Raw genomic sequence first — 19638 nt, 5'->3', positions numbered from 1 at the left:
TGATTTCTAGGCTTTTTATGTTAGTATGGTAGTATGATAAGGAATAAAAAACAAGATTATGTATTGGCCTACAAGCAACCAGCGTCAACAACATATAAGGGCTGGGAAGAAGAGGCCTTACCGATAGGCAATGGTTCTTTAGGGGCAAAAATATTTGGGCTTATAGGGGTTGAACGGATTCAATTTAATGAAAAAAGTCTCTGGTCTGGAGGTCCACTTCCTGATAGTTCAGATTATCAAGGTGGAAATCTTCAGGATCAGTATGTTTTTTTAGCTGAGATTCGCCAGGCTTTGGAGAAGAGAGATTACAATCGGGCTAAGGAACTGGCTGAACAGCACCTAGTCGGGCCAAAAACAAGTCAATATGGGACCTATCTGTCATTTGGAGATATTTTCATTGAGTTCAGCCAGCAAGGCACAACTTTGTCTCAGGTGACGGACTATCAGAGACAGCTGAATATTAGTAAGGCACTTGAGACGACTTCTTATGCCTATAAGGGAACGCGATTTGAACGTGAAGCCTTTGCGAGTTTTCCAGATGATCTATTGGTTCAACATTTTACTAAGGAAGGGTTGGAAACTCTAGATTTTACTATAGAACTATCCTTGACCTGTGATTTGGCTTCTGATGGAAAGTATGAGCAGGAAAAATCTGATTACAAGGAATGCAAGTTGGATATTACTGATTCTCATATCTTGATGAAGGGAAGAGTTAAGGATAATAATCTGCGGTTTGCTGGCTGTCTAGCTTGGCAAACTGATGGTGATATTAGAGTCTGGTCGGATAAGGTTCAGATATCAGGGGCTAGTTATGCTAATCTCTTCTTAGCAGCTAAGACGGATTTTGCTCAAAATCCTGCTAGTAATTATCGCAAGAAACTAGATTTGGAGCAAAAGGTGAAGGACTTGGTGGAGAAAGCTAAAGAAAAGGGCTATGCCCAATTGAAATCAAGGCATATTCAGGACTACCAAGCCTTATTCCAACGTGTTCAATTGGATTTGGGGTCTGATGTTGACGCATCCACTACAGATGAGTTGTTAAAAAATTATAAGCCACAAGAGGGGCAGGCTTTGGAGGAACTGTTCTTCCAGTATGGACGGTATTTATTGATTAGTTCTTCCAGAGATTGTCCAGATGCTCTACCAGCTAACCTACAAGGGGTCTGGAATGCGGTCGATAATCCTCCTTGGAATTCGGACTATCACTTAAATGTCAATCTGCAGATGAATTATTGGCCAGCCTATGTTACCAATCTCCTAGAGACGGCCTTTCCGGTCATCAACTATGTAGATGATTTGCGTGTCTATGGTCGCATAGCGGCTGCAAGGTATGCAGGAATCGTCTCTCAGGAAGGGGAGGAAAATGGTTGGTTGGTTCATACTCAAGCGACTCCCTTTGGTTGGACAGCACCTGGTTGGGATTACTATTGGGGTTGGTCACCAGCTGCCAATGCGTGGATGATGCAAACCGTTTATGAAGCCTATTCATTTTACAGGGACCAAGACTATCTCAGGGAGAAAATTTATCCCATGTTGAGGGAAACGGTTCGTTTTTGGAATGCCTTTTTACATAAGGATCAGCAGGCGCAGCGTTGGGTCTCTTCTCCATCTTATTCGCCAGAACATGGGCCGATTTCGATTGGCAATACCTATGACCAATCTCTGATTTGGCAGTTATTTCATGATTTTATTCAGGCTGCTCAGGAATTGGGACTGGATGAGACTTTGTTGACTGAGGTCAAGGAGAAGTTTGACTTGCTTAATCCTCTTCAAATCACTCAATCTGGTCGAATCAGGGAGTGGTATGAGGAGGAAGAGCAGCATTTTCAAAATGAGAAAGTGGAGGCCCAGCATCGGCACGCTTCCCATCTGGTGGGACTCTATCCTGGAACTCTCTTTAGCTATAAGGGACAAGAGTATCTTGAAGCGGCGCGTGCTAGCCTCAGTGATCGTGGAGATGGGGGTACAGGCTGGTCTAAGGCCAATAAGATCAATCTTTGGGCGCGTCTAGGAGATGGCAATCGAGCCCATAAATTATTAGCAGAGCAGTTAAAGTCATCCACCTTGCCAAATCTTTGGTGTAGCCACCCTCCTTTTCAGATAGATGGTAATTTTGGTGCTACTAGTGGCATGGCAGAAATGTTACTCCAGTCTCATGCAACTTATCTGGTACCTTTAGTCGCCCTACCCGATGCATGGTCATCAGGTTTAGTTTCAGGCTTAATGGCACGTGGACATTTTGAAGTTAGCATGAGGTGGGCGGATAAAAAACTCTTACAGTTGACCATTTTATCAAGAAGTGGGGGAGATTTGCGAGTTTCTTATCCAGGTATTGAGAAGAGTGTGATTAAATTGGATAAAGAAAAAATAAAAGCGAAATGCATAGAGAAAGATTGTATTTCGGTGGCAACAGCAGAAGGTGATCTGGTTCAATTTTCTTTTTAAGAAGATAATAGAAGGCAGTAATTTGAAACTGCCTTTTAATAAGGATTTGAGAATGTAAGCAGTTTCCAACCAGTAAAAAAAGCGTTATAATGGTAGTAGGAAGTAATTTGTTTGAGAGAGGGTGGGTTTTATGGCTTATATTGAGATGAGACACTGTTACAAGCGTTATCAGGTTGGGGACACGGAAATTGTGGCCAATCGTGATGTGAATTTTGAGATTGAAAAGGGAGAATTGGTTATTATTCTAGGTGCGTCTGGTGCAGGCAAGTCAACGGTTCTTAATCTTCTTGGGGGAATGGATACCAATGACGAGGGGGAAATCTGGATTGATGGTGTCAATATTGCAGACTATAGTTCCCACCAGCGCACCAATTATCGTAGAAATGATGTGGGTTTTGTTTTTCAGTTTTACAATCTAGTTTCCAATCTGACTGCTAAGGAAAATGTGGAACTGGCTTCTGAAATCGTGACAGATGCCTTGGATCCTGAGCAGGTGCTGACAGATGTAGGTCTGGCTCATCGTCTAAATAATTTCCCAGCCCAGCTTTCTGGAGGGGAGCAACAGCGAGTCTCAATTGCACGCGCGGTAGCCAAAAATCCTAAAATCCTTCTTTGTGATGAACCGACTGGAGCCTTGGATTATCAGACGGGCAAGCAGGTTTTGAAAATTCTCCAAGATATGTCTCGTCAAAAGGGAGCGACGGTGATTATCGTGACTCACAATGGAGCTTTGGCGCCCATTGCTGATCGCGTGATTCATATGCACGATGCCAGTGTCAAGGATGTGGTGATCAACCAGCATCCTCAGGATATTGACAGTTTGGAGTACTAGCATGATTAAGCGAAAAACCTATTGGAAGGACTTAATTCAGTCCTTCACAGGCTCCAAGGGGCGTTTTTTATCCATCTTAACCTTGATGATGTTAGGGTCTCTAGCCTTAATAGGCCTCAAAGTGACTAGCCCCAACATGGAGGCGACAGCTAATGCTTATTTAACAACTGCTCAAACCTTGGATTTGGCAGTTATGTCTAATTATGGTTTGGATCAAGCAGATCAAGAAGAACTAAAACAGACGGAGGGCGCAGAGGTTGAGTTTGGCTATTTGACAGATGTGACTATGGAAAATGGGCAGGATGCCATTCGGCTGTACTCCAAATCAGAGCGAATTTCAACCTTTCAGCTAAGAGAGGGACGACTTCCTCAGTCAGATAAGGAAATCGCCTTGGCAAGTCATTTGCAAGGCCAATATCGTGTGGGACAGGAGATTAGTTTTAAAGAAAAAGAAGAGGGTCATTCCTCTTTAAAAGACCATACTTATACCATTACTGGTTTTATGGATTCAGCTGAAATCCTCTCCCAGCGAGATATGGGCTACGCAGCAAGTGGAAGTGGGACTCTGACAGCCTATGGGGTGATTTTACCTAGTCAGTTTGATCAGAAAGTCTATAATATAGCTCGTTTGAAATATCAAGATTTAGCAGGCTTAAATGCTTTTTCATCAGCTTATGAAGAAAAATCCAAGCAACATCAGGAAGAGCTTGAACAAGCTTTGTCAGATAATGGCAAGGCACGTCTGCAACTCTTGAAAAAAGAAGGACAAGAGTCTTTAGACAAAGGCCAAGAGACCCTTGACAAGGCTGAGACTAATTTGCAGGAAGGCAAGCGTCGTTTAGCAACTGCTCAAGCTCGTTTACAGGCTCAGGAAAGTCAACTAGCCTTGCTCCCTCAAGCCCAGAGAGAGCAGGCCCATGCTCAACTTACCCAAGCCAAGCAGGAATTGAGCAAGGAAGAGGACAAACTAAAGCAGGCTGAACAAAATCTAGCCCAAGAAAAGGAAAAATTAGAAAAACATCAGCAAGTTTTAGATGATTTGGTTGAGCCCAAGTATCAAGTATATAATCGTCAGACCATGCCTGGCGGTCAAGGCTACCTCATGTACAGTAATGCTTCAGCCAGTATTCGGGCAGTGGGCAATATTTTTCCTGTGGTTCTTTATGCCGTAGCGGCTATGGTGACCTTCACAACTATGACTCGTTTTGTGGATGAAGAGCGAACTCATGCAGGGATTTTTAAGGCTTTGGGTTATCGCAGTAAGGATATTATCGTTAAATTTCTCCTCTATGGTCTAGTAGCTGGGACTGTCGGAACAGCTCTTGGTAGCATACTTGGCCATTATTTACTAGCCGGTGTGATTTCAAGTGTCATTACAAAAGGCATGGTGGTGGGAGAAACCCAGATTCAGTTCTATTGGACTTATAGTTTACTGGCACTTGGTCTGAGTTGGTTGGCGAGTGTGTTACCAGCCTATCTGGTGGCTCGGAGGGAACTTCATGATGAAGCAGCCCAGCTTTTACTGCCTAAACCACCTGTCAAAGGAGCTAAAATCTTACTAGAGCGCATCGGTTTTATCTGGCGTCGTCTCAGTTTTACCCATAAGGTAACAGCTCGCAATATCTTCCGTTATAAGCAGCGGATGTTGATGACGATCTTTGGTGTGGCAGGTTCAGTCGCTCTGCTCTTTGCAGGCTTGGGAATCCAATCCTCTGTAGCAGGAGTTCCGCCTAGACAGTTTCAAAAAATCCAACAGTATCAAATGATTGTCTCTGAAAATCCTAGTGCGACCAATCAAGACAAGGCAGAGTTGGAAGAAGTATTGAAAGGGCAGGATATTCAAGATTACCAGAAAATTTATTCTAAAACGCTAGACAAGGATTTCAAAGGTAAGGCTGGTCTTCAGACAATTACCCTTATGATGACAGAGAAGGAGGATTTGACTCCCTTTATTCATCTGCAAAATCATCAGCAGGAGCTGACATTAAAAGAGGGCGTCGTTATTACAGCTAAACTCGCCCAGCTGGCAGGTGTCAAGATTGGACAGACTCTAGAAATTGAAGGTAAGAAGCTAAAGGTCGTTGCCATTGCTGAGAACTACGTTGGTCATTTTATTTATATGAGTCAGGCTAGCTATGAGCAAATTTATGGACAGCTACCCCAAGCCAACACTTATCTGGTCTCGCTAAGGGATACCAGTGCTCCTAGTATCGAAAGACAGGCAGGCTTACTTATGAACCAATCTGCGGTGTCCAGCGTTGTCCAAAATGCTTCAGCCATTCGACTCTTTGACTCGGTCGCAAGTTCACTCAATCAGACCATGACCATCTTGGTCATCGTATCGGTTCTGTTGGCTATTGTTATCCTCTACAATTTGACCAATATCAACGTAGCTGAAAGAATCCGTGAACTCTCCACTATCAAGGTTCTCGGTTTTCATAATAATGAAGTCACTCTCTACATTTACCGTGAGACGATTGTGCTGTCCCTTGTGGGAATCTTACTTGGTCTGGTCTCAGGTTTCTATTTACACCAATTTTTGATTCAAATGATTTCGCCTGCGACTATTCTCTTCTATCCGCAGGTAGGCTGGGAAGTCTATGTAATTCCAGTGGCAGCAGTAAGCATCATTTTGACCTTGCTTGGTTTCTTTGTCAATTATCATCTGAGAAAGGTTGATATGCTTGAAGCCTTGAAATCTGTAGAGTAAGGTAGTTATTTTTAGCTGATTGACCTTGTATTTACTCGTAAACAAAAATCCTCCGTTTCAAAGAGCAAGCTAGGAAGCAAGCCGTAGGTTGCTCAAAGCACCGCTTTGAGGTTGCAGATAAAGCTGACGTGGTTTGAAGAGATTTTCGAAGAGTATAAGGTAGTTGTTTTTAGCTGATTGAACTTATATTTACTCGTAAATCATAACCACCCGTCAAACGGGTGGTTTGAACCAGGGCTATAAGCCCAAATTAACAGCCAGCGCCTAAAGACGCTGGCTTTCACGTTGTTCAAGCCTTATTGCTCTTGACTCGTCACTTGCCTCTTAAAGAGGCTTTAGTATTACTTACCACTATCCCTAAAGGGATCCTCATATTCTTTTACACTCAATTTATCTATTGCTATATCATGCTTTCCTGTTCTTGAATATATTTCTTAATTGTGGCTTCATTGAGTCCCACCGTACTCACATAATAACCTTCCGCCCAAAAATGCCGATTCCAAAACTTGTACTTGAGATTGGCGTGTTTGTCAAACATCATGAGTGCACTTTTTCCTTTTAAATAACCCATGAAACTCGAAACACTTATCCTTGGTGGAATACTGACTAACATGTGTACATGGTCTGGCATTAAGTGACCCTCGATAATTTCAACTCCTTTATAACTACACAAGCTATGAAATATTTCGCCTAAACTACTTCGATATTGATTATAGATGACTTTTCGTCTATACTTAGGGGTGAACACAATGTGATACTTACAATGCCACTTTGTGTGCGATAAACTATGAGCCTTTTGTGCCATATTTTTCTCCTTTCGCTTTACAATTGGCTTGAACACCTTTATTGTATCGCGTTTGGAGTTTTTTGGGTATAACCTTCGACGCGCACCCGCATAGCGAGACGGACTGAAAGTCACATAACAAAAATCCTCCGTTTCAAAGAGTAGGGAACTCTTTGTGACAGAGGATTTTTTCTATAGGGCTTTAGCAGCTGCAATTGCGGCTTCGAAGTTTGGTTCAGAGTTGATATTGTCCACGTATTCAACATAGCGAATCGTATTGTCAGTATCAAGGACAAAGACCGCGCGTGCCAATAGGTGCCACTCATTGATTAAGAGAGCGTAATCACGTCCAAAGGAATGGTCGAAATAGTCTGAGAGCATGATGGCATTTTCAATACCTTCAGCACCGCACCAACGTTTTTGGGCAAAAGGTAGGTCCATGGAAACAGTCAAGACAACCGTATTGTCCAGTCCAGCCAGTTCTTGGTTAAAGCGACGCGTTTGAGTTGAGCAGATGCCTGTATCGATAGAAGGCACGACACTCAAGACTTTTTTCTTGCCATCAAAATCAGCCAGAGATTTTTTAGAAAGGTCTGTTGTAGTGAGAGAAAAGTTAAGCGCCTTGTCGCCGACTTGTAGTTGTTTACCTGTAAAGCTCACAGGATTTCCGAGAAAAGTTACCATAAGATACTCCAATCTTTTTTCTTCCATTGTAGCTGAAACAGTCGAAATTTTCCAATGATTTGACCGGAAATGTGGGCATAGAAAAAACGCCAGCTCATGTGAGAATGACGTTTTTCAGATTTTTTATCTATTTGATATTTCTCGAAGGTAGTGCGGACGGGAGCAACTTCCTTCGGAACTTCATCCCTAATTTTTGAGCCCTAGGGCTCAAAAATTCCGTCCTAGATAAGATCAAAGTTCTTATCTAGGATACCACTACAGTGAGAAATATCTGGTAAAAACTCACTTCGTTCGTACTGATTTAAGAAATCTTTATTCTTATAAACGCTGTTTTGTAGCTAGAGATAGAACTAACAAAGCTAATATTAGAAGTAATGTAAAGAGAGACAAGAACCTAGTAATAGATAAACTAATATCTAGATTATTTTGCCAATCCTTCAGCAATTTTATCAAGGTTGTATTTCATCATGCTGTAGTAGCTATCGCCTTCTTTACCTTGTTCTGCGATAGAGTCAGTAAAGATTTGTGCGTAGATTGGGATGTTTGTGTCTTGAGAAACAGTTTTCATTGGACGGTCATCCACACTTGATTCTACAAAGAGTGATGGAACTTTTGTTTGGCGAAGTTTTTCAACCAAGGTCTTGATTTGTTCAGGTGTTCCTTCTTCTTCAGTGTTGATTTCCCAGATGTAAGCACTTGGGACACCATAGGCTTTAGAGAAGTATTTGAATGCTCCTTCGCTGGTTACAATGAGTTTCTTTTCAGCAGGGATGTTATTAAATTTATCCTTACTTTCTTTATCAAGTTTGTCTAACTTATCAGTATATTCTTTGAGATTTTTTTCATAGAATTCTTTGTTGTTAGGGTCTTTGGCGCTCAATTGTTTGGCGATATTTTTAGCAAAGATAATCCCATTTTCAAGGTTAAGCCAAGCGTGTGGGTCTTCTTTACCTTTTTCATTTTTTCCTTCAAGGTAGATGACATCAACGCCTTCGCTGACTGCAAAGTAGTCTTTGTTTTCAGTTTTCTTAGCATTTTCTACCAATTTTGTAAACCAAGCATTGCCACCTGTTTCAAGGTTGATACCGTTATAGAAAATGAGGTCTGCCTCAGAAGTTTTCTTAACATCTTCAGGAAGTGGTTCGTATTCGTGTGGGTCTTGCCCAATCGGAACGATACTATGAAGATCAATTTTATCACCAGCAATATTTTTAGTAATATCAGCGATGATTGAGTTTGTAGCAACAACTTTTAGTTTTTGACCAGAAGCTGTATCTTTTTTTCCGCTAGCACATGCTACAAGAGCAATGACGGAAAGAAAGAGAACGAGTAATGTACCTAATTTTTTCATTAGATCCTCCAATTTATTAGGGCTTTGCCCCTTATTTTAACAAATGTTTATTTTTTAGTTTCAAATATCGTTGTTTGGGAGCGATAAAGAAGCTAATGAGAAAGAAACTAGCGGCTGTAAGAACGATACTAGAACCTGCCGCAACGTTAAAGCTATAGCCGATAAAGAGCCCCAAAACTGAAGCAGTAGCTCCAAAGGTTGAGGAAAGGAAAATCATGCTTTTCAGGCTATTAGCATACAGATAAGCAGTTGCAGCTGGGGTAATCAGCATGGCTACAATCAGGATAGTTCCGACACTTTGCATGGCTGTCACAGACACGAGAGTCAAGAGTACCATGAGAAGGTAGTGATAGAAATTGACAGGCATTCCCATGGCTTTAGCCAAGAGTTCATCAAAGGAAGTTATCAAGAGTTGCTTGAAGAAAATCCAGATTAACAAGAGAATGGCTGCCCCCACACCCATAGTAATAAACATATCCGTATCTTGTACGGCTAGGATATTACCAAAAAGGATATGGAAAAGGTCAGTTGAACTTTTAGCGACACTAATCAAGATGATACCGAGGGCTAAGAAAGAAGAAAAGGTAATGCCGATGGCGGTATCGCTTTTGATAATCGAGTTTCCCTTGATGTAGGTAATGATGATGGCAGCTAGCAGTCCAAAGACAATGGCTCCGATAAAGAAGTCAAGGCCCAAGATGAAGGAGAGGGCTACACCTGGTAAGACAGCATGTGAAATGGCATCTCCCATGAGTGACATCCCGCGTAGAATGATGAAACATCCTACAGCTCCAGCTACGACCCCTACGACAATGGCTGTTATCAAGGCATTTTGTAAGAAATGGAATTTTTGCAATCCATCGATAAATTCTGCAATCATAGGTCACCTCCATTGAAAAAGAGTCGATTACCGTAAGCTTCTTTGAGATTGGCTTCGGTAAAGGTTTCTTTGGTTGGACCAAAGGCAATCACTTCTCGATTGACAAGCAAGACTTGATCGAAGTAGTGGGGAACCTTGCTGAGGTCGTGGTGGACGATGAGAACCGTCTTCCCAGCTTTTTTCAGATCTCTCAGCGTATTCATGATGATTTCCTCACTGACAGAGTCAATCCCAACAAAGGGTTCATCCAAGAGGATATAGTCGGCTTCCTGTACCAAACATCTGGCAATCAAGACCCGCTGGAATTGACCTCCAGACAGTTGACTGATTTGCCGTTCAGCGTAGTCAGCTAGACCGACGATTTCAAGGGCTTCTTTCACTTTCTTCCAATGTTTAGCCTTTAAACTTCGAAAGAGAGGGATAGAGGGAAAGAGTCCTAACGAGACGCATTCCTTGACCTTGATGGGAAAGTTGTAGTCGATATTGATTTTTTGTTCGACATAGGCAATTCGGTGTAAGGATTTTTTAACTTCCTTGTTATCGAGAAATGCCTGACCTTGATGTGGGATAATTCCCAGCATCCCTTTTAATAATGTTGATTTTCCAGCACCGTTTGGGCCAATGATACCTGTAATTGTCGGTCCATGGAGCACTAGTGAAATATCCTTAAGTGCCAACGTTTCTTTGTAGGAGACACTGAGATTTTCGATACGTATCATAAACTTATATTCCTCCTGTCTCTTAATATACATTAAAAAAAAAATTAAGTCAAGTTAATTTTTGAAAAAATTAAAATAAGTCATTAAAAAATCTTTACACATCACACAAGGGAATCAATATATAGTGGATTGAATTTGGAATAGTCCACCGAGTTTTTTAAAACATTGTTAGAAATTCAAAGTAAATTATAAAAATGCCTTAGAAGCAGCATTGTACTACTCCAGCTCCAACTAACTCTATTTTGCTATATATTTAGTAGGATGTCTAATAAAACGCATAATCTCAAGGTTTATACACCTGATATTATGCGTTTTTATGATTTTAAAGATTCTTTAATTAGATTTACTATCTGTATTTCAAAAAGTGTTTTAATCTATCCATGGATAACCCCTTAGTTTACCCTTTGATTTTTGTTGAGTATGAGCGATTCTTTGATGAATTATTTTGAATAAGTATATCACACTTTAAACATCAATAGTTTTTACTTTTGGTTAATGGACTAAAGTAACTAAATCCCCCTGCAAGAAATCTTATAGTACCTGCTAATATTAGAATACTTATGATAGTTAAGTTATGTGAAACAAGTATCCCTCCAAGGTATGCTCCTAAGGGGATAGAAGCAAATGAGATCATTCTAGTAATACTAACAACACGTCCCAACATTTCTTTTTTGACAACTTTTTGTCGTAACGTAAAATATGTAATGGCATTGATATTGCCAAACATATTACTCAAACCTAAAAATACTCCCATATATATATAGTTTGTGTTAATTGATAGCAACATAGTAGATAGACCAGCTAGCATTGTACTGATGGAGAGGATTTTTCCATATCTAAACTTTTTAATTAATTCAGGGGCAAGAATAGCACCTAATATAGCTCCTACACCAGCTATTGAGAGTATTAATCCATAGTGAAAGGAGGTATAGCCTAGAACATCTGTAATATAGTAAACTAAGTTGGCCTGAAATATATGAATACCAAAGTTTGTTCCAAAAAAAAGAATAGCTCCACTTAGGATGATTTTATCATTTTTTACATAGTGCAAACCAATAGATATTGTTTTAGAAAGACTCTCTTTTTTAGAGATATTTACTAGTGTATTTTCTGGAGTTTTTATGCAGAGAATTAATAGGCTGGCAATTAAAAAGGTAAGAGCATTGACCCATAAAACTTTAGCTGGATTAATAAGTAATAGAACAGAACCACTAATCATAGGACCAATAAGATTTAATGTATTGTCAATAAGTTGGATTCCTGAATTGGCTTTTGATAGCTGATTGTCTGTTACAATCTGTGGTAACAAGCTTTGAAATGCTGGGTGGACTAATGGCTCTGTAGAGGAGAGCAGGAAGGTTAAAATATAAATTAAGAGTAAGAGTATATTATCATTTTTAAAAGATATTATTAGCAAACTTAGAATGACTAATGAGATTAAATGACATATTGAAATGATATATACTTTTTTGAATTTATCTGCTAATATACCTCCTACTAGAGAAAATAAAATCCATGGTAAAAATGAAATACCGTATAGAGTAGCCATATGAAATGGAGATCCTGTTTTCTCAAATACTAGCAAAGGTAGAGCTAATTTTCTTAGCCAATCACCAAAGTTGGATACAAGAAATGTTAGCCACAATATTTTGTAATTTCTATTCAATAATATTACCTCCACGACAGGTTATACAATTGGGATCTATATGCCAATGCTCGGCTATTTTTGTAGTCATTGTATTCATATCTATAGATTTTAATTGGCCTACAGTAGTTAATTCACCGATACCAGTGATATATTTTGTAACTTCTGAACAAATGATACCAGTTGCTACAGATACTAGAGGAGCTATGGCAGTATTGTCACCAACTAAATTTAAACGAGTTCTTTCTTCAAGGATTAGGTGAGAAATAGGGTGTTCTTTTTGGATAGTATTTCTCCAACAATCTATGCATCCAGATATTTTGGGGATAATAGTATATTGCAGGGCTCGTTGCGCTTCTAAACCTGCACAAAATAAAGGAATATTCAGCTTTACTATAGCTTCATTTACCCATCTTGCTAGTTTGATTTTAGGTCTATCCGCAACTAGTATTAAGCAGTCGAATCCTCGGAATGATTCAACAACATCTTCAGATGAATTGATTTTCTTTTCATCAACAGTAAATTTTATTTGAGGATTAAATTCATAGATGCGTTGTTTTGCTATACTTGCTTTACTCTTTCCTATATCATCAAAGTTATATAAAATTTGTCTATTTAAATTAGATATATCAACGACATCAAATTCAACAGCTTTTATTTCTCCTATACCTAAGCCAGCTAAGTCATATATAATGTGAGAGCCTAATCCGCCTAATCCAATAATTCCAATTTTTGAATCAATTAATTTTTTTTGAGAAATATATTTATTTTCACTTAAAGTTGCGTAAGATGAAAAAAAGTTGATGTTTCTGTGATAACGTTCTAATTCATACTTGGATAATATTTTAGAACCAGTAAGATTTAAATCCTCGATAAATCGTTCTTTACTGATTTCATCAATAGCTTCCATTACATCAGATGGTGATAGTTCACTGTAGGTTTCTGAAACTTCTCTTATGATTTTTTCGACGGTATTAATTCCATCCATTTTTTTGAGCATGTATTCAATAGCTCCGCTAGGGTCTTCATATTCTGTAATTTCTCCAACCCCACCTATATAGACCGATCCGTCTTTATATACTACTGGGTAAGCCTTTTTTAGTTTTGGACGAGCTTTTAGTAGATCCATTATATCTCCTTATATCAATTAAAAGAAAAGGTAACTAGAGAAAGTCTAGTTACCAGCCTCGGTGAAGAAAGTATTACTATCCTTTACTGCACTGCGATTCCTGCAATACTTACAGAATGAACACGTTTTTGCTTAAGCATAAAATCTACCTCCTAATATTTAAATTTCAAGTAGCAAAGCTATGAGATAGATAGAATTTTATCATTTTATATATTTTTTGTCAATTCATTTTTCAGACAATTAATTTTTTTGTGAATTTTTAAAAAATTTTTAAAAAATTGAAATACTAACTGAAAAATGATAGAAAAGGAAAGTTCATTTTTAATTGCATTCCCTAGTGATTTTTGTTAAGATAAAGACAAATACAAATGAAAGCGAGAACAAGATGACACGTTATCAAGATGATTTTTATGATGCTATCAATGGAGAATGGCAACAGACAGCTGAAATTCCAGCAGATAAGTCTCAAACGGGAGGTTTTGTTGATTTAGATCAGGAAATTGAAGACTTGATGCTGGCGACAACAGACAAGTGGTTGGCAGGAGAAGAGGTGCCTGAGGATGCTATCTTGGCAAACTTTGTCAAATACCACCGCCTAGTTCGTGATTTTGACAAGAGAGAAGCTGACGGTATCACACCTGTCTTACCACTCCTTAAAGAATTCCAAGAGTTGGAGACTTTTGCGGATTTTACAGCTAAACTAGCAGAGTTTGAACTTGCAGGAAAACCTAACTTCCTTCCTTTTGGTGTATCGCCAGACTTTATGGATGCCAGAATCAACGTTTTATGGGCTAGCGCTCCAAGCACGATCCTGCCAGACACGACCTACTATGCAGAAGACCATCCTCAGCGTGAGGAGCTCTTGACTCTTTGGAAAGAAACTAGCGCAAATCTTCTCAAGGCTTATGATTTCTCTGATACAGAAATTGAAGACTTGCTAGAGAAAAGACTAGAATTGGATCGCCGAGTTGCAGCAGTGGTGCTTTCTAATGAAGAAAGTTCAGAGTATGCTAAACTCTACCATCCATATGCTTACGAAGATTTCAAGAAATTCGCGCCTGCCCTACCTTTGGATGACTTCTTCCAAGCCGTTCTTGGACAAGTGCCAGACAAGGTTATCGTAGACGAAGAACGTTTCTGGCAAGCAGCAGATCGATTCTATAGTGAAGAGGCATGGCCTCTTCTCAAGGCAACCTTGATTTTGAGTGTTGTCAATCTTTCAACCAGCTATTTAACAGAAGAAATCCGTGTCTTGTCAGGTGCCTATAGCCGTGCGCTTTCAGGAGTTCCACAAGCTAAAGACAAGGTCAAGGCAGCTTATCAACTAGCACAAGGTCCTTTCAAACAAGCCTTGGGTCTTTGGTACGCCCGTGAGAAGTTCTCTCCAGAAGCCAAGGCGGATGTGGAGAAAAAAGTGGCAACTATGATTGATGTCTATAAGGAACGCTTGGCTAAGAATGACTGGCTGACTCCTGAAACTCGTGACAAGGCCATCGTCAAACTCAATGTCATCAAGCCTTATATCGGTTATCCAGAAGAATTGCCAGCACGCTACAAAGACAAGGTAGTGGATGAGACTGCTAGTCTTTTTGACAATGCTCTAGCCTTTGCGCGTGTGGAAATCAAACACAGTTGGAGCAAGTGGAACCAACCTGTAGACTACAAGGAATGGGGCATGCCTGCTCACATGGTCAATGCCTACTACAATCCACAGAAGAATCTGATTGTCTTCCCAGCGGCTATTTTACAGGCACCTTTCTATGACTTGCATCAGTCATCTTCTGCTAATTACGGTGGTATTGGGGCGGTTATTGCTCATGAAATTTCCCACGCCTTTGATACCAACGGAGCTTCCTTCGATGAAAATGGTAGCCTCAAGGATTGGTGGACAGAGAGCGACTATGCTGCCTTCAAGGAGAAAACACAAAAAGTCATTGACCAATTTGATGGACAGGATTCTTATGGAGCAACCATTAACGGTAAATTGACTGTGTCAGAAAACGTGGCTGACTTGGGAGGAATCGCAGCAGCGCTTGAAGCAGCTAAGAGAGAACCAGACTTCTCAGCAGAAGAGTTCTTCTACAACTTCGGTCGCATCTGGCGCATGAAAGGTCGACCAGAATTTATGAAACTTTTGGCTAGCGTCGATGTGCACGCACCAGCCAAACTCCGTGTCAATGTGCAAGTACCAAACTTCGACGATTTCTTTACAACCTATGATGTCAAAGAAGGAGACGGAATGTGGCGTTCACCAGAGGAGCGCGTGATTATTTGGTAATACAAAGAGACAAGTAAAACTCCTATAATTACACCTTCCCTATCTATGTACACCCTAAAAAGTTAGATAGAATAATCTAGCTTTTGGGGTGTAGTTCATAGGGATTATGAAATTGAAGTCTTTTCTTATTTTAAAATTCATAGTAAAATATCCCTCTGTATCAAGATAACAGGAGGATTTTTATGTCTCAAAAGACTATCAACATAGGCTACGCCCGTGTATCTACTCATAAGCAAGACCTAGGATTGAAAGTGCAAATCGAAGCTCTCAAACATTGCGATAAACTTTTTATAGAAAAGGAATCTGGTGCAAATAACACTCGTCCTGAACTTACAAAAGCCTTAAAACTGGCCTCTGACTTTTCGAAAGATGGCAAGCAGGTTACTTTCACTATCTATAAGTTAGATAGACTGACTCGATCTATGTTTAAGCTACTAGAACTTATTGAACAATTTAATGAATATCATATTCAGCTAGTCAGTTTGCATGAAAAACTAGAAACAGACTCTCTTATTGGCAGGTTACTTTGCGTCATTTTAGGCTTTGTGGCAGAAAATGAGCTGGAAAATCTGAGGTTTCGCACAAAAGAAGGACTTCGAAAAGCTAAGGAAAATGGTGTTAGATTAGGAGCAAAACGGATTTCAAAAGAAAAGGAGGAGCGGATACTTAACAAATATCTACATTCAAATATAAGCATACGTAATATTGCAAAAGCTGAACAAATTTCTACATCAACCCTATATAAAGTGTTAGAACGCAATAAAGTGGCGAACAATCGTCAAAAAAAAACGGAAAATCATTGCTAAAAATAGGGAAAAATGGTAGAATGAAGCTGTAAATTTGTTTCGATTAACGACCGTTTGATGAAACAGTCAAAACAACAATATGAATATTTAAAAAATACGAGTTTAACAGTGTTTTTAACCTGTATTAGACTGGTATTTTTTGTGTATCGTTTAACGGTCGTTACGCGATACACTTAGTTCCCTATCTCTAAAGTAGTTAGCGAGCTTATGGTAACAAAAAATTTAAAAATTATTAAGATATGTAATAGTGTAATAGCTGTATTGTTCAGTTAATGGATAAAGGTTCATTTAAGGCTTCTATCAAGAACATTAAATGTTTAGAGAATGAGTTGGCTCAAAATTTTGCTTTTGTGGTCTTGAAAGGAAGTTGATTTTGTTATTTTATAAGCCTAAAAAGGCAATTATATATTCCCAAGGAGGAAAAATTATGAATAAACTAACTAAACTAGGTATTGTCACTTTCTCTGCTGTAACTCTTAGTGCTGCCGTGCCAACTTTGGTGCGTGCCGAGGAAAACGTTGCGCCGCAGCCAAATGTTGCTGCTAAACCTAATGTTGCTCAACCAACACCTGCACCAAAACCTAATGGTAGCTGGGTTGATTTCAGTATGCTCGACCCAATCGCTAAGCCAAAGCCAGGCAAAGAAGTTTCGAAACCTGCTGAAAAGCCGGTAGAAGAGCCCGCGCCTGTCGAAAAACCTTCGACCGAGGGCAACATTCTCGCAAACGGAACAGATGAGGCTATCGCAGAGGACAAGAAAAATGCTGAGATCGAGAAAAAATACAACGTCGATCCAACCAATCAGCTACCTGAGCCAGGTCTACCAATCATAACGCCTGAACCAGAACAACCTATAACAGATTCTGAAGAGATGAAGAAGATGGTGGCGGAAGATTTGGCATACAAAGCTGGCGCAGTCATGTCTATGACTAAAGAAGAGAACGACAAGATTGTATCTGAAGCAAATCAAAAGCTTTACGCTCTTTCTGGAATAGATGCTGATAAACTTCTAAACACGCCAATTCCCGGAACAAATGGGCAAGGCTTTCCTACTTTAGCAGACTGGACTTATCGAGAATACAAAGTCCAAGCAGATTTCTTAGATGCTGATCGTGTCCAAAAACATGGATACACTACTGAATCAAGAATTGATAGTCCAAAACAAGCAGAAGTTAGCTCTACATGGAACGTACATGACAAAGATAGCGCAGATGGAATACTAACAGCAAAAAAATTCTCCGACTATACTTTTAGCCACGTTGTAAAAGCCGCTGCAGATCATCCAGATATTGATCCAGATCCAAAGGTTGTCAGAGTTAGTTATGATGCAGCCTATGCTTTGCGTGGTTCTGGTTACAAAAATGGTAAAGGAGATAATCTTTTCCGCTACTATTTTATTTACACTAAAAATAAACCAGTAGAAGAAAAACCGAAAGATCCGCAACCAGCGGAAACGGAAAAACCTGCTGAAATTTCGAAACCAGCGGAGACAGTTGAACCAACTGTGCAGCCGAAACCAGCTGAGAACAAGCCGGTTGAAAATAAACCAGCTGAAACACCCGTTCCATCTCCAAAACCAGCAGAAAACCCTCAACCAGAGGTTAAGCCTGCAGAACAACCGCAACCTTCTAAACCAGTGGAACCAGCTAAAAATGCTGGATTGCAAAAGATTCCTTATAGAACCAACCAGCCAAAACGTTGGTTTAATAACGGAACAGGTCGCCCTACTCTAACAACAAACGACCTTGCTGCTCCCCTTCCTGCTGAAAATGTAGAAAAAACATCTTACGGTTGGTGGACAGCTGAACCAGACTTGCTTCATGCAGGATCTCATATAAAAGTAAATACTTTTAATTCGAATTTCAATAATCCGATGTTCGAAAACGGTAAAGAGATAAAATTTAAAGGTAGCGGATTTGGAGATATGGACAGTAGGTTTAAACCTGCTCTTGTTCGAGTAAAAGTTCCAGAGTTGGAAGGAATGAACTACGAAGCTTATACAATTTTCTATGAAGTTCCTAATAAAAATGGAAATCCAACTTACGGAACAAATCGAACTCTCCAAGGTGGTGGCATCTCTTTAACTATCAAATCAAAAGAGAAGAAAGAAGATATTCAGGTTTATACATTAACTAAGGATAGAAAACTGGAAGAACTCTATTATCCAGGATTCCCAAGTGAAGAAACAAATCGCTATGATGAGAAAACTAAAACTCATTCATACAATCTATTTGGTGAAACCTACGATACTTACGTTTTCTTGTTTAAGAACCCTGCTGAAAAACCAGCTGAGCAAGTAAAACCTGAAGTTAAGCCAAGTGAACAACCTAAGCCAGACAAGCAGCCAAGTGTTCCTACTGTTCCAGCTGATCAACCACAACCTGCTAAGCCAGAGAAACCAGCAGAAAAGCCAATCGAGAAACCTGTAGTTCCTGACACACCAAAACCAGTTGCACCAGCTGTTCCAGATCAACCACAACCTGCTAAGCCAGAGAAACCAACTGAACAACCTGTGAATCCAGTTGCTCCAATAACACCGACAACTCCCGTAACGCCTACGCTTAATCCAGTCATCCCAAACAATACTCGTGTTCTTTCGAACAAAGGTGGAAGCGTTCAAGTGCATGGTTCAGAAGCAACACTCAAAAATGTCAGCTATATCAAGGTAGAAGAAACCAAGCCGACTTCACTTGAATCAAAAGACTACAAGGCATTTGACATTCATCTGTATGACGCGAATGGTAAAGCTATCCAGCCAAATGGCATGGTTCTAGTAAGTCTTTCTGCTGATAAGCCAGTTGAAAATGTTTACTATGTTGCTCCAGATGGTACTTTACAGGCATTGAAGTTCAAACAAGATACAGATAAGGTTACTTTTGAAACCAATCACTTTAGTATCTATGCTATGACTTTCAAAGTTGCCGCAAGCCGCAATAACGGAGGTAGTACAACTCCTGTTCCAGTTGTAAATAGTAGTAATACTGAACAAAAAGGAAATGACGCAAGTAGTACAAAAACTCAAGCTGAGTCGTTAGCAACTAAGACTGAAACTATTTCGAAACAAGTAGCTAAGACTTTGCCAAATACTGGAGAAAATCACTCAATTCTCGCCACCCTATTTGGAATGTTAACTCTAACTGCTGGATTATTTAGCTTTCGTAAGGAGTCAGAATAACTCCAATTCATAGTTTATCTATCAAATATTTTAGACTGTGAAAAAATCAATTTGAGGAGATGATTTAGAAAATCTTTTCATGATAAAACGCATAATATCAAATTATCTACATCTGATATTATGCGTTTTTTATAATTCTAATACTCTTCGAAAATCTCTTCAAACCACGTCAGCTTCGCCTTGCCGTATGTATATGTTAC

General features: G+C 39.7%; 12 protein-coding genes and 1 pseudogene. 6 read left to right on the top strand and 7 right to left on the bottom strand.

The window, feature by feature from the left end:
- Window positions 1-33: 33 nt before the first annotated feature.
- From HT708_RS03840 to HT708_RS03830, 3 genes are all read left to right on the top strand, one after another.
- On the top strand, window positions 34-2445 hold the full coding sequence (locus HT708_RS03840; protein WP_172926014.1) for a glycoside hydrolase family 95 protein: 2412 nt from the start codon (window positions 34-36) through the stop codon (window positions 2443-2445).
- Window positions 2446-2575: 130 nt separating this feature from the next.
- A complete protein-coding gene (locus HT708_RS03835) occupies window positions 2576-3277 on the top strand; it encodes an ABC transporter ATP-binding protein (RefSeq protein WP_172926013.1) in 702 nt (233 codons plus the stop codon).
- Between the two features lies 1 nt (window position 3278).
- Window positions 3279-5987: an FtsX-like permease family protein gene (locus tag HT708_RS03830; protein WP_172926012.1), complete on the top strand. Its 2709-nt coding sequence runs from the start codon at window positions 3279-3281 to the stop codon at window positions 5985-5987.
- A gap of 341 nt (window positions 5988-6328) precedes the next feature.
- On the opposite strand, the pseudogene tnpA reads toward HT708_RS03830, so the two are convergent.
- From tnpA to HT708_RS03795, 7 genes and pseudogenes are all read right to left on the bottom strand, one after another.
- Window positions 6329-6792: pseudogene (gene tnpA / locus HT708_RS03825) on the bottom strand (IS200/IS605 family transposase).
- 171 nt (window positions 6793-6963) lie between these two features.
- Window positions 6964-7455, bottom strand: a complete 492-nt coding sequence (gene tpx / locus HT708_RS03820) for a thiol peroxidase (RefSeq protein WP_023938342.1) — start codon at window positions 7453-7455, stop codon at window positions 6964-6966.
- Between the two features lie 421 nt (window positions 7456-7876).
- Window positions 7877-8806 carry a metal ABC transporter substrate-binding lipoprotein/adhesin PsaA gene (gene psaA / locus HT708_RS03815; protein WP_054392830.1) on the bottom strand — a complete coding sequence of 310 codons (930 nt, stop codon included), beginning with the start codon at window positions 8804-8806 and terminating at the stop codon, window positions 7877-7879.
- Between the two features lie 31 nt (window positions 8807-8837).
- Window positions 8838-9686 carry a metal ABC transporter permease gene (locus HT708_RS03810; protein WP_000559786.1) on the bottom strand — a complete coding sequence of 283 codons (849 nt, stop codon included), beginning with the start codon at window positions 9684-9686 and terminating at the stop codon, window positions 8838-8840.
- Window positions 9683-10405 carry a metal ABC transporter ATP-binding protein gene (locus HT708_RS03805; protein WP_000619152.1) on the bottom strand — a complete coding sequence of 241 codons (723 nt, stop codon included), beginning with the start codon at window positions 10403-10405 and terminating at the stop codon, window positions 9683-9685. Before HT708_RS03805 ends, HT708_RS03810 begins: the two co-directional genes overlap by 4 nt.
- Window positions 10406-10877: 472 nt before the next feature.
- A complete protein-coding gene (locus tag HT708_RS03800; protein ID WP_001081491.1) occupies window positions 10878-12071 on the bottom strand; it encodes an MFS transporter in 1194 nt (397 codons plus the stop codon).
- Complete coding sequence (locus HT708_RS03795) at window positions 12064-13179, bottom strand: ThiF family adenylyltransferase (RefSeq protein ID WP_054392829.1); 1116 nt, start codon at window positions 13177-13179, stop codon at window positions 12064-12066. The genes HT708_RS03800 and HT708_RS03795 overlap by 8 nt, the downstream gene beginning before the upstream one ends.
- A gap of 385 nt (window positions 13180-13564) precedes the next feature.
- Here HT708_RS03795 and pepO point away from each other — a divergent pair, with 385 nt between their 5' ends.
- From pepO to HT708_RS12130, 3 genes are all read left to right on the top strand, one after another.
- Window positions 13565-15457 (top strand): endopeptidase PepO, encoded by a 1893-nt coding sequence (gene pepO, locus HT708_RS03790; protein WP_172926011.1) that lies wholly within the window; start codon window positions 13565-13567, stop codon window positions 15455-15457.
- A 182-nt stretch (window positions 15458-15639) separates the two neighbouring features.
- Complete coding sequence (locus HT708_RS03785) at window positions 15640-16263, top strand: recombinase family protein (protein ID WP_000078994.1); 624 nt, start codon at window positions 15640-15642, stop codon at window positions 16261-16263.
- Between the two features lie 427 nt (window positions 16264-16690).
- Window positions 16691-19438 (top strand): LPXTG cell wall anchor domain-containing protein, encoded by a 2748-nt coding sequence (locus tag HT708_RS12130; RefSeq protein ID WP_172926010.1) that lies wholly within the window; start codon window positions 16691-16693, stop codon window positions 19436-19438.
- Window positions 19439-19638 lie beyond the last annotated feature (200 nt).

It is taken from the genome of Streptococcus sp. 3613 (assembly GCF_013277375.1).
GTDB classification, from domain to species: Bacteria; Bacillota; Bacilli; order Lactobacillales; family Streptococcaceae; genus Streptococcus; species Streptococcus pseudopneumoniae.
This window is presented reverse-complemented; position numbering and strand designations above follow the sequence as displayed.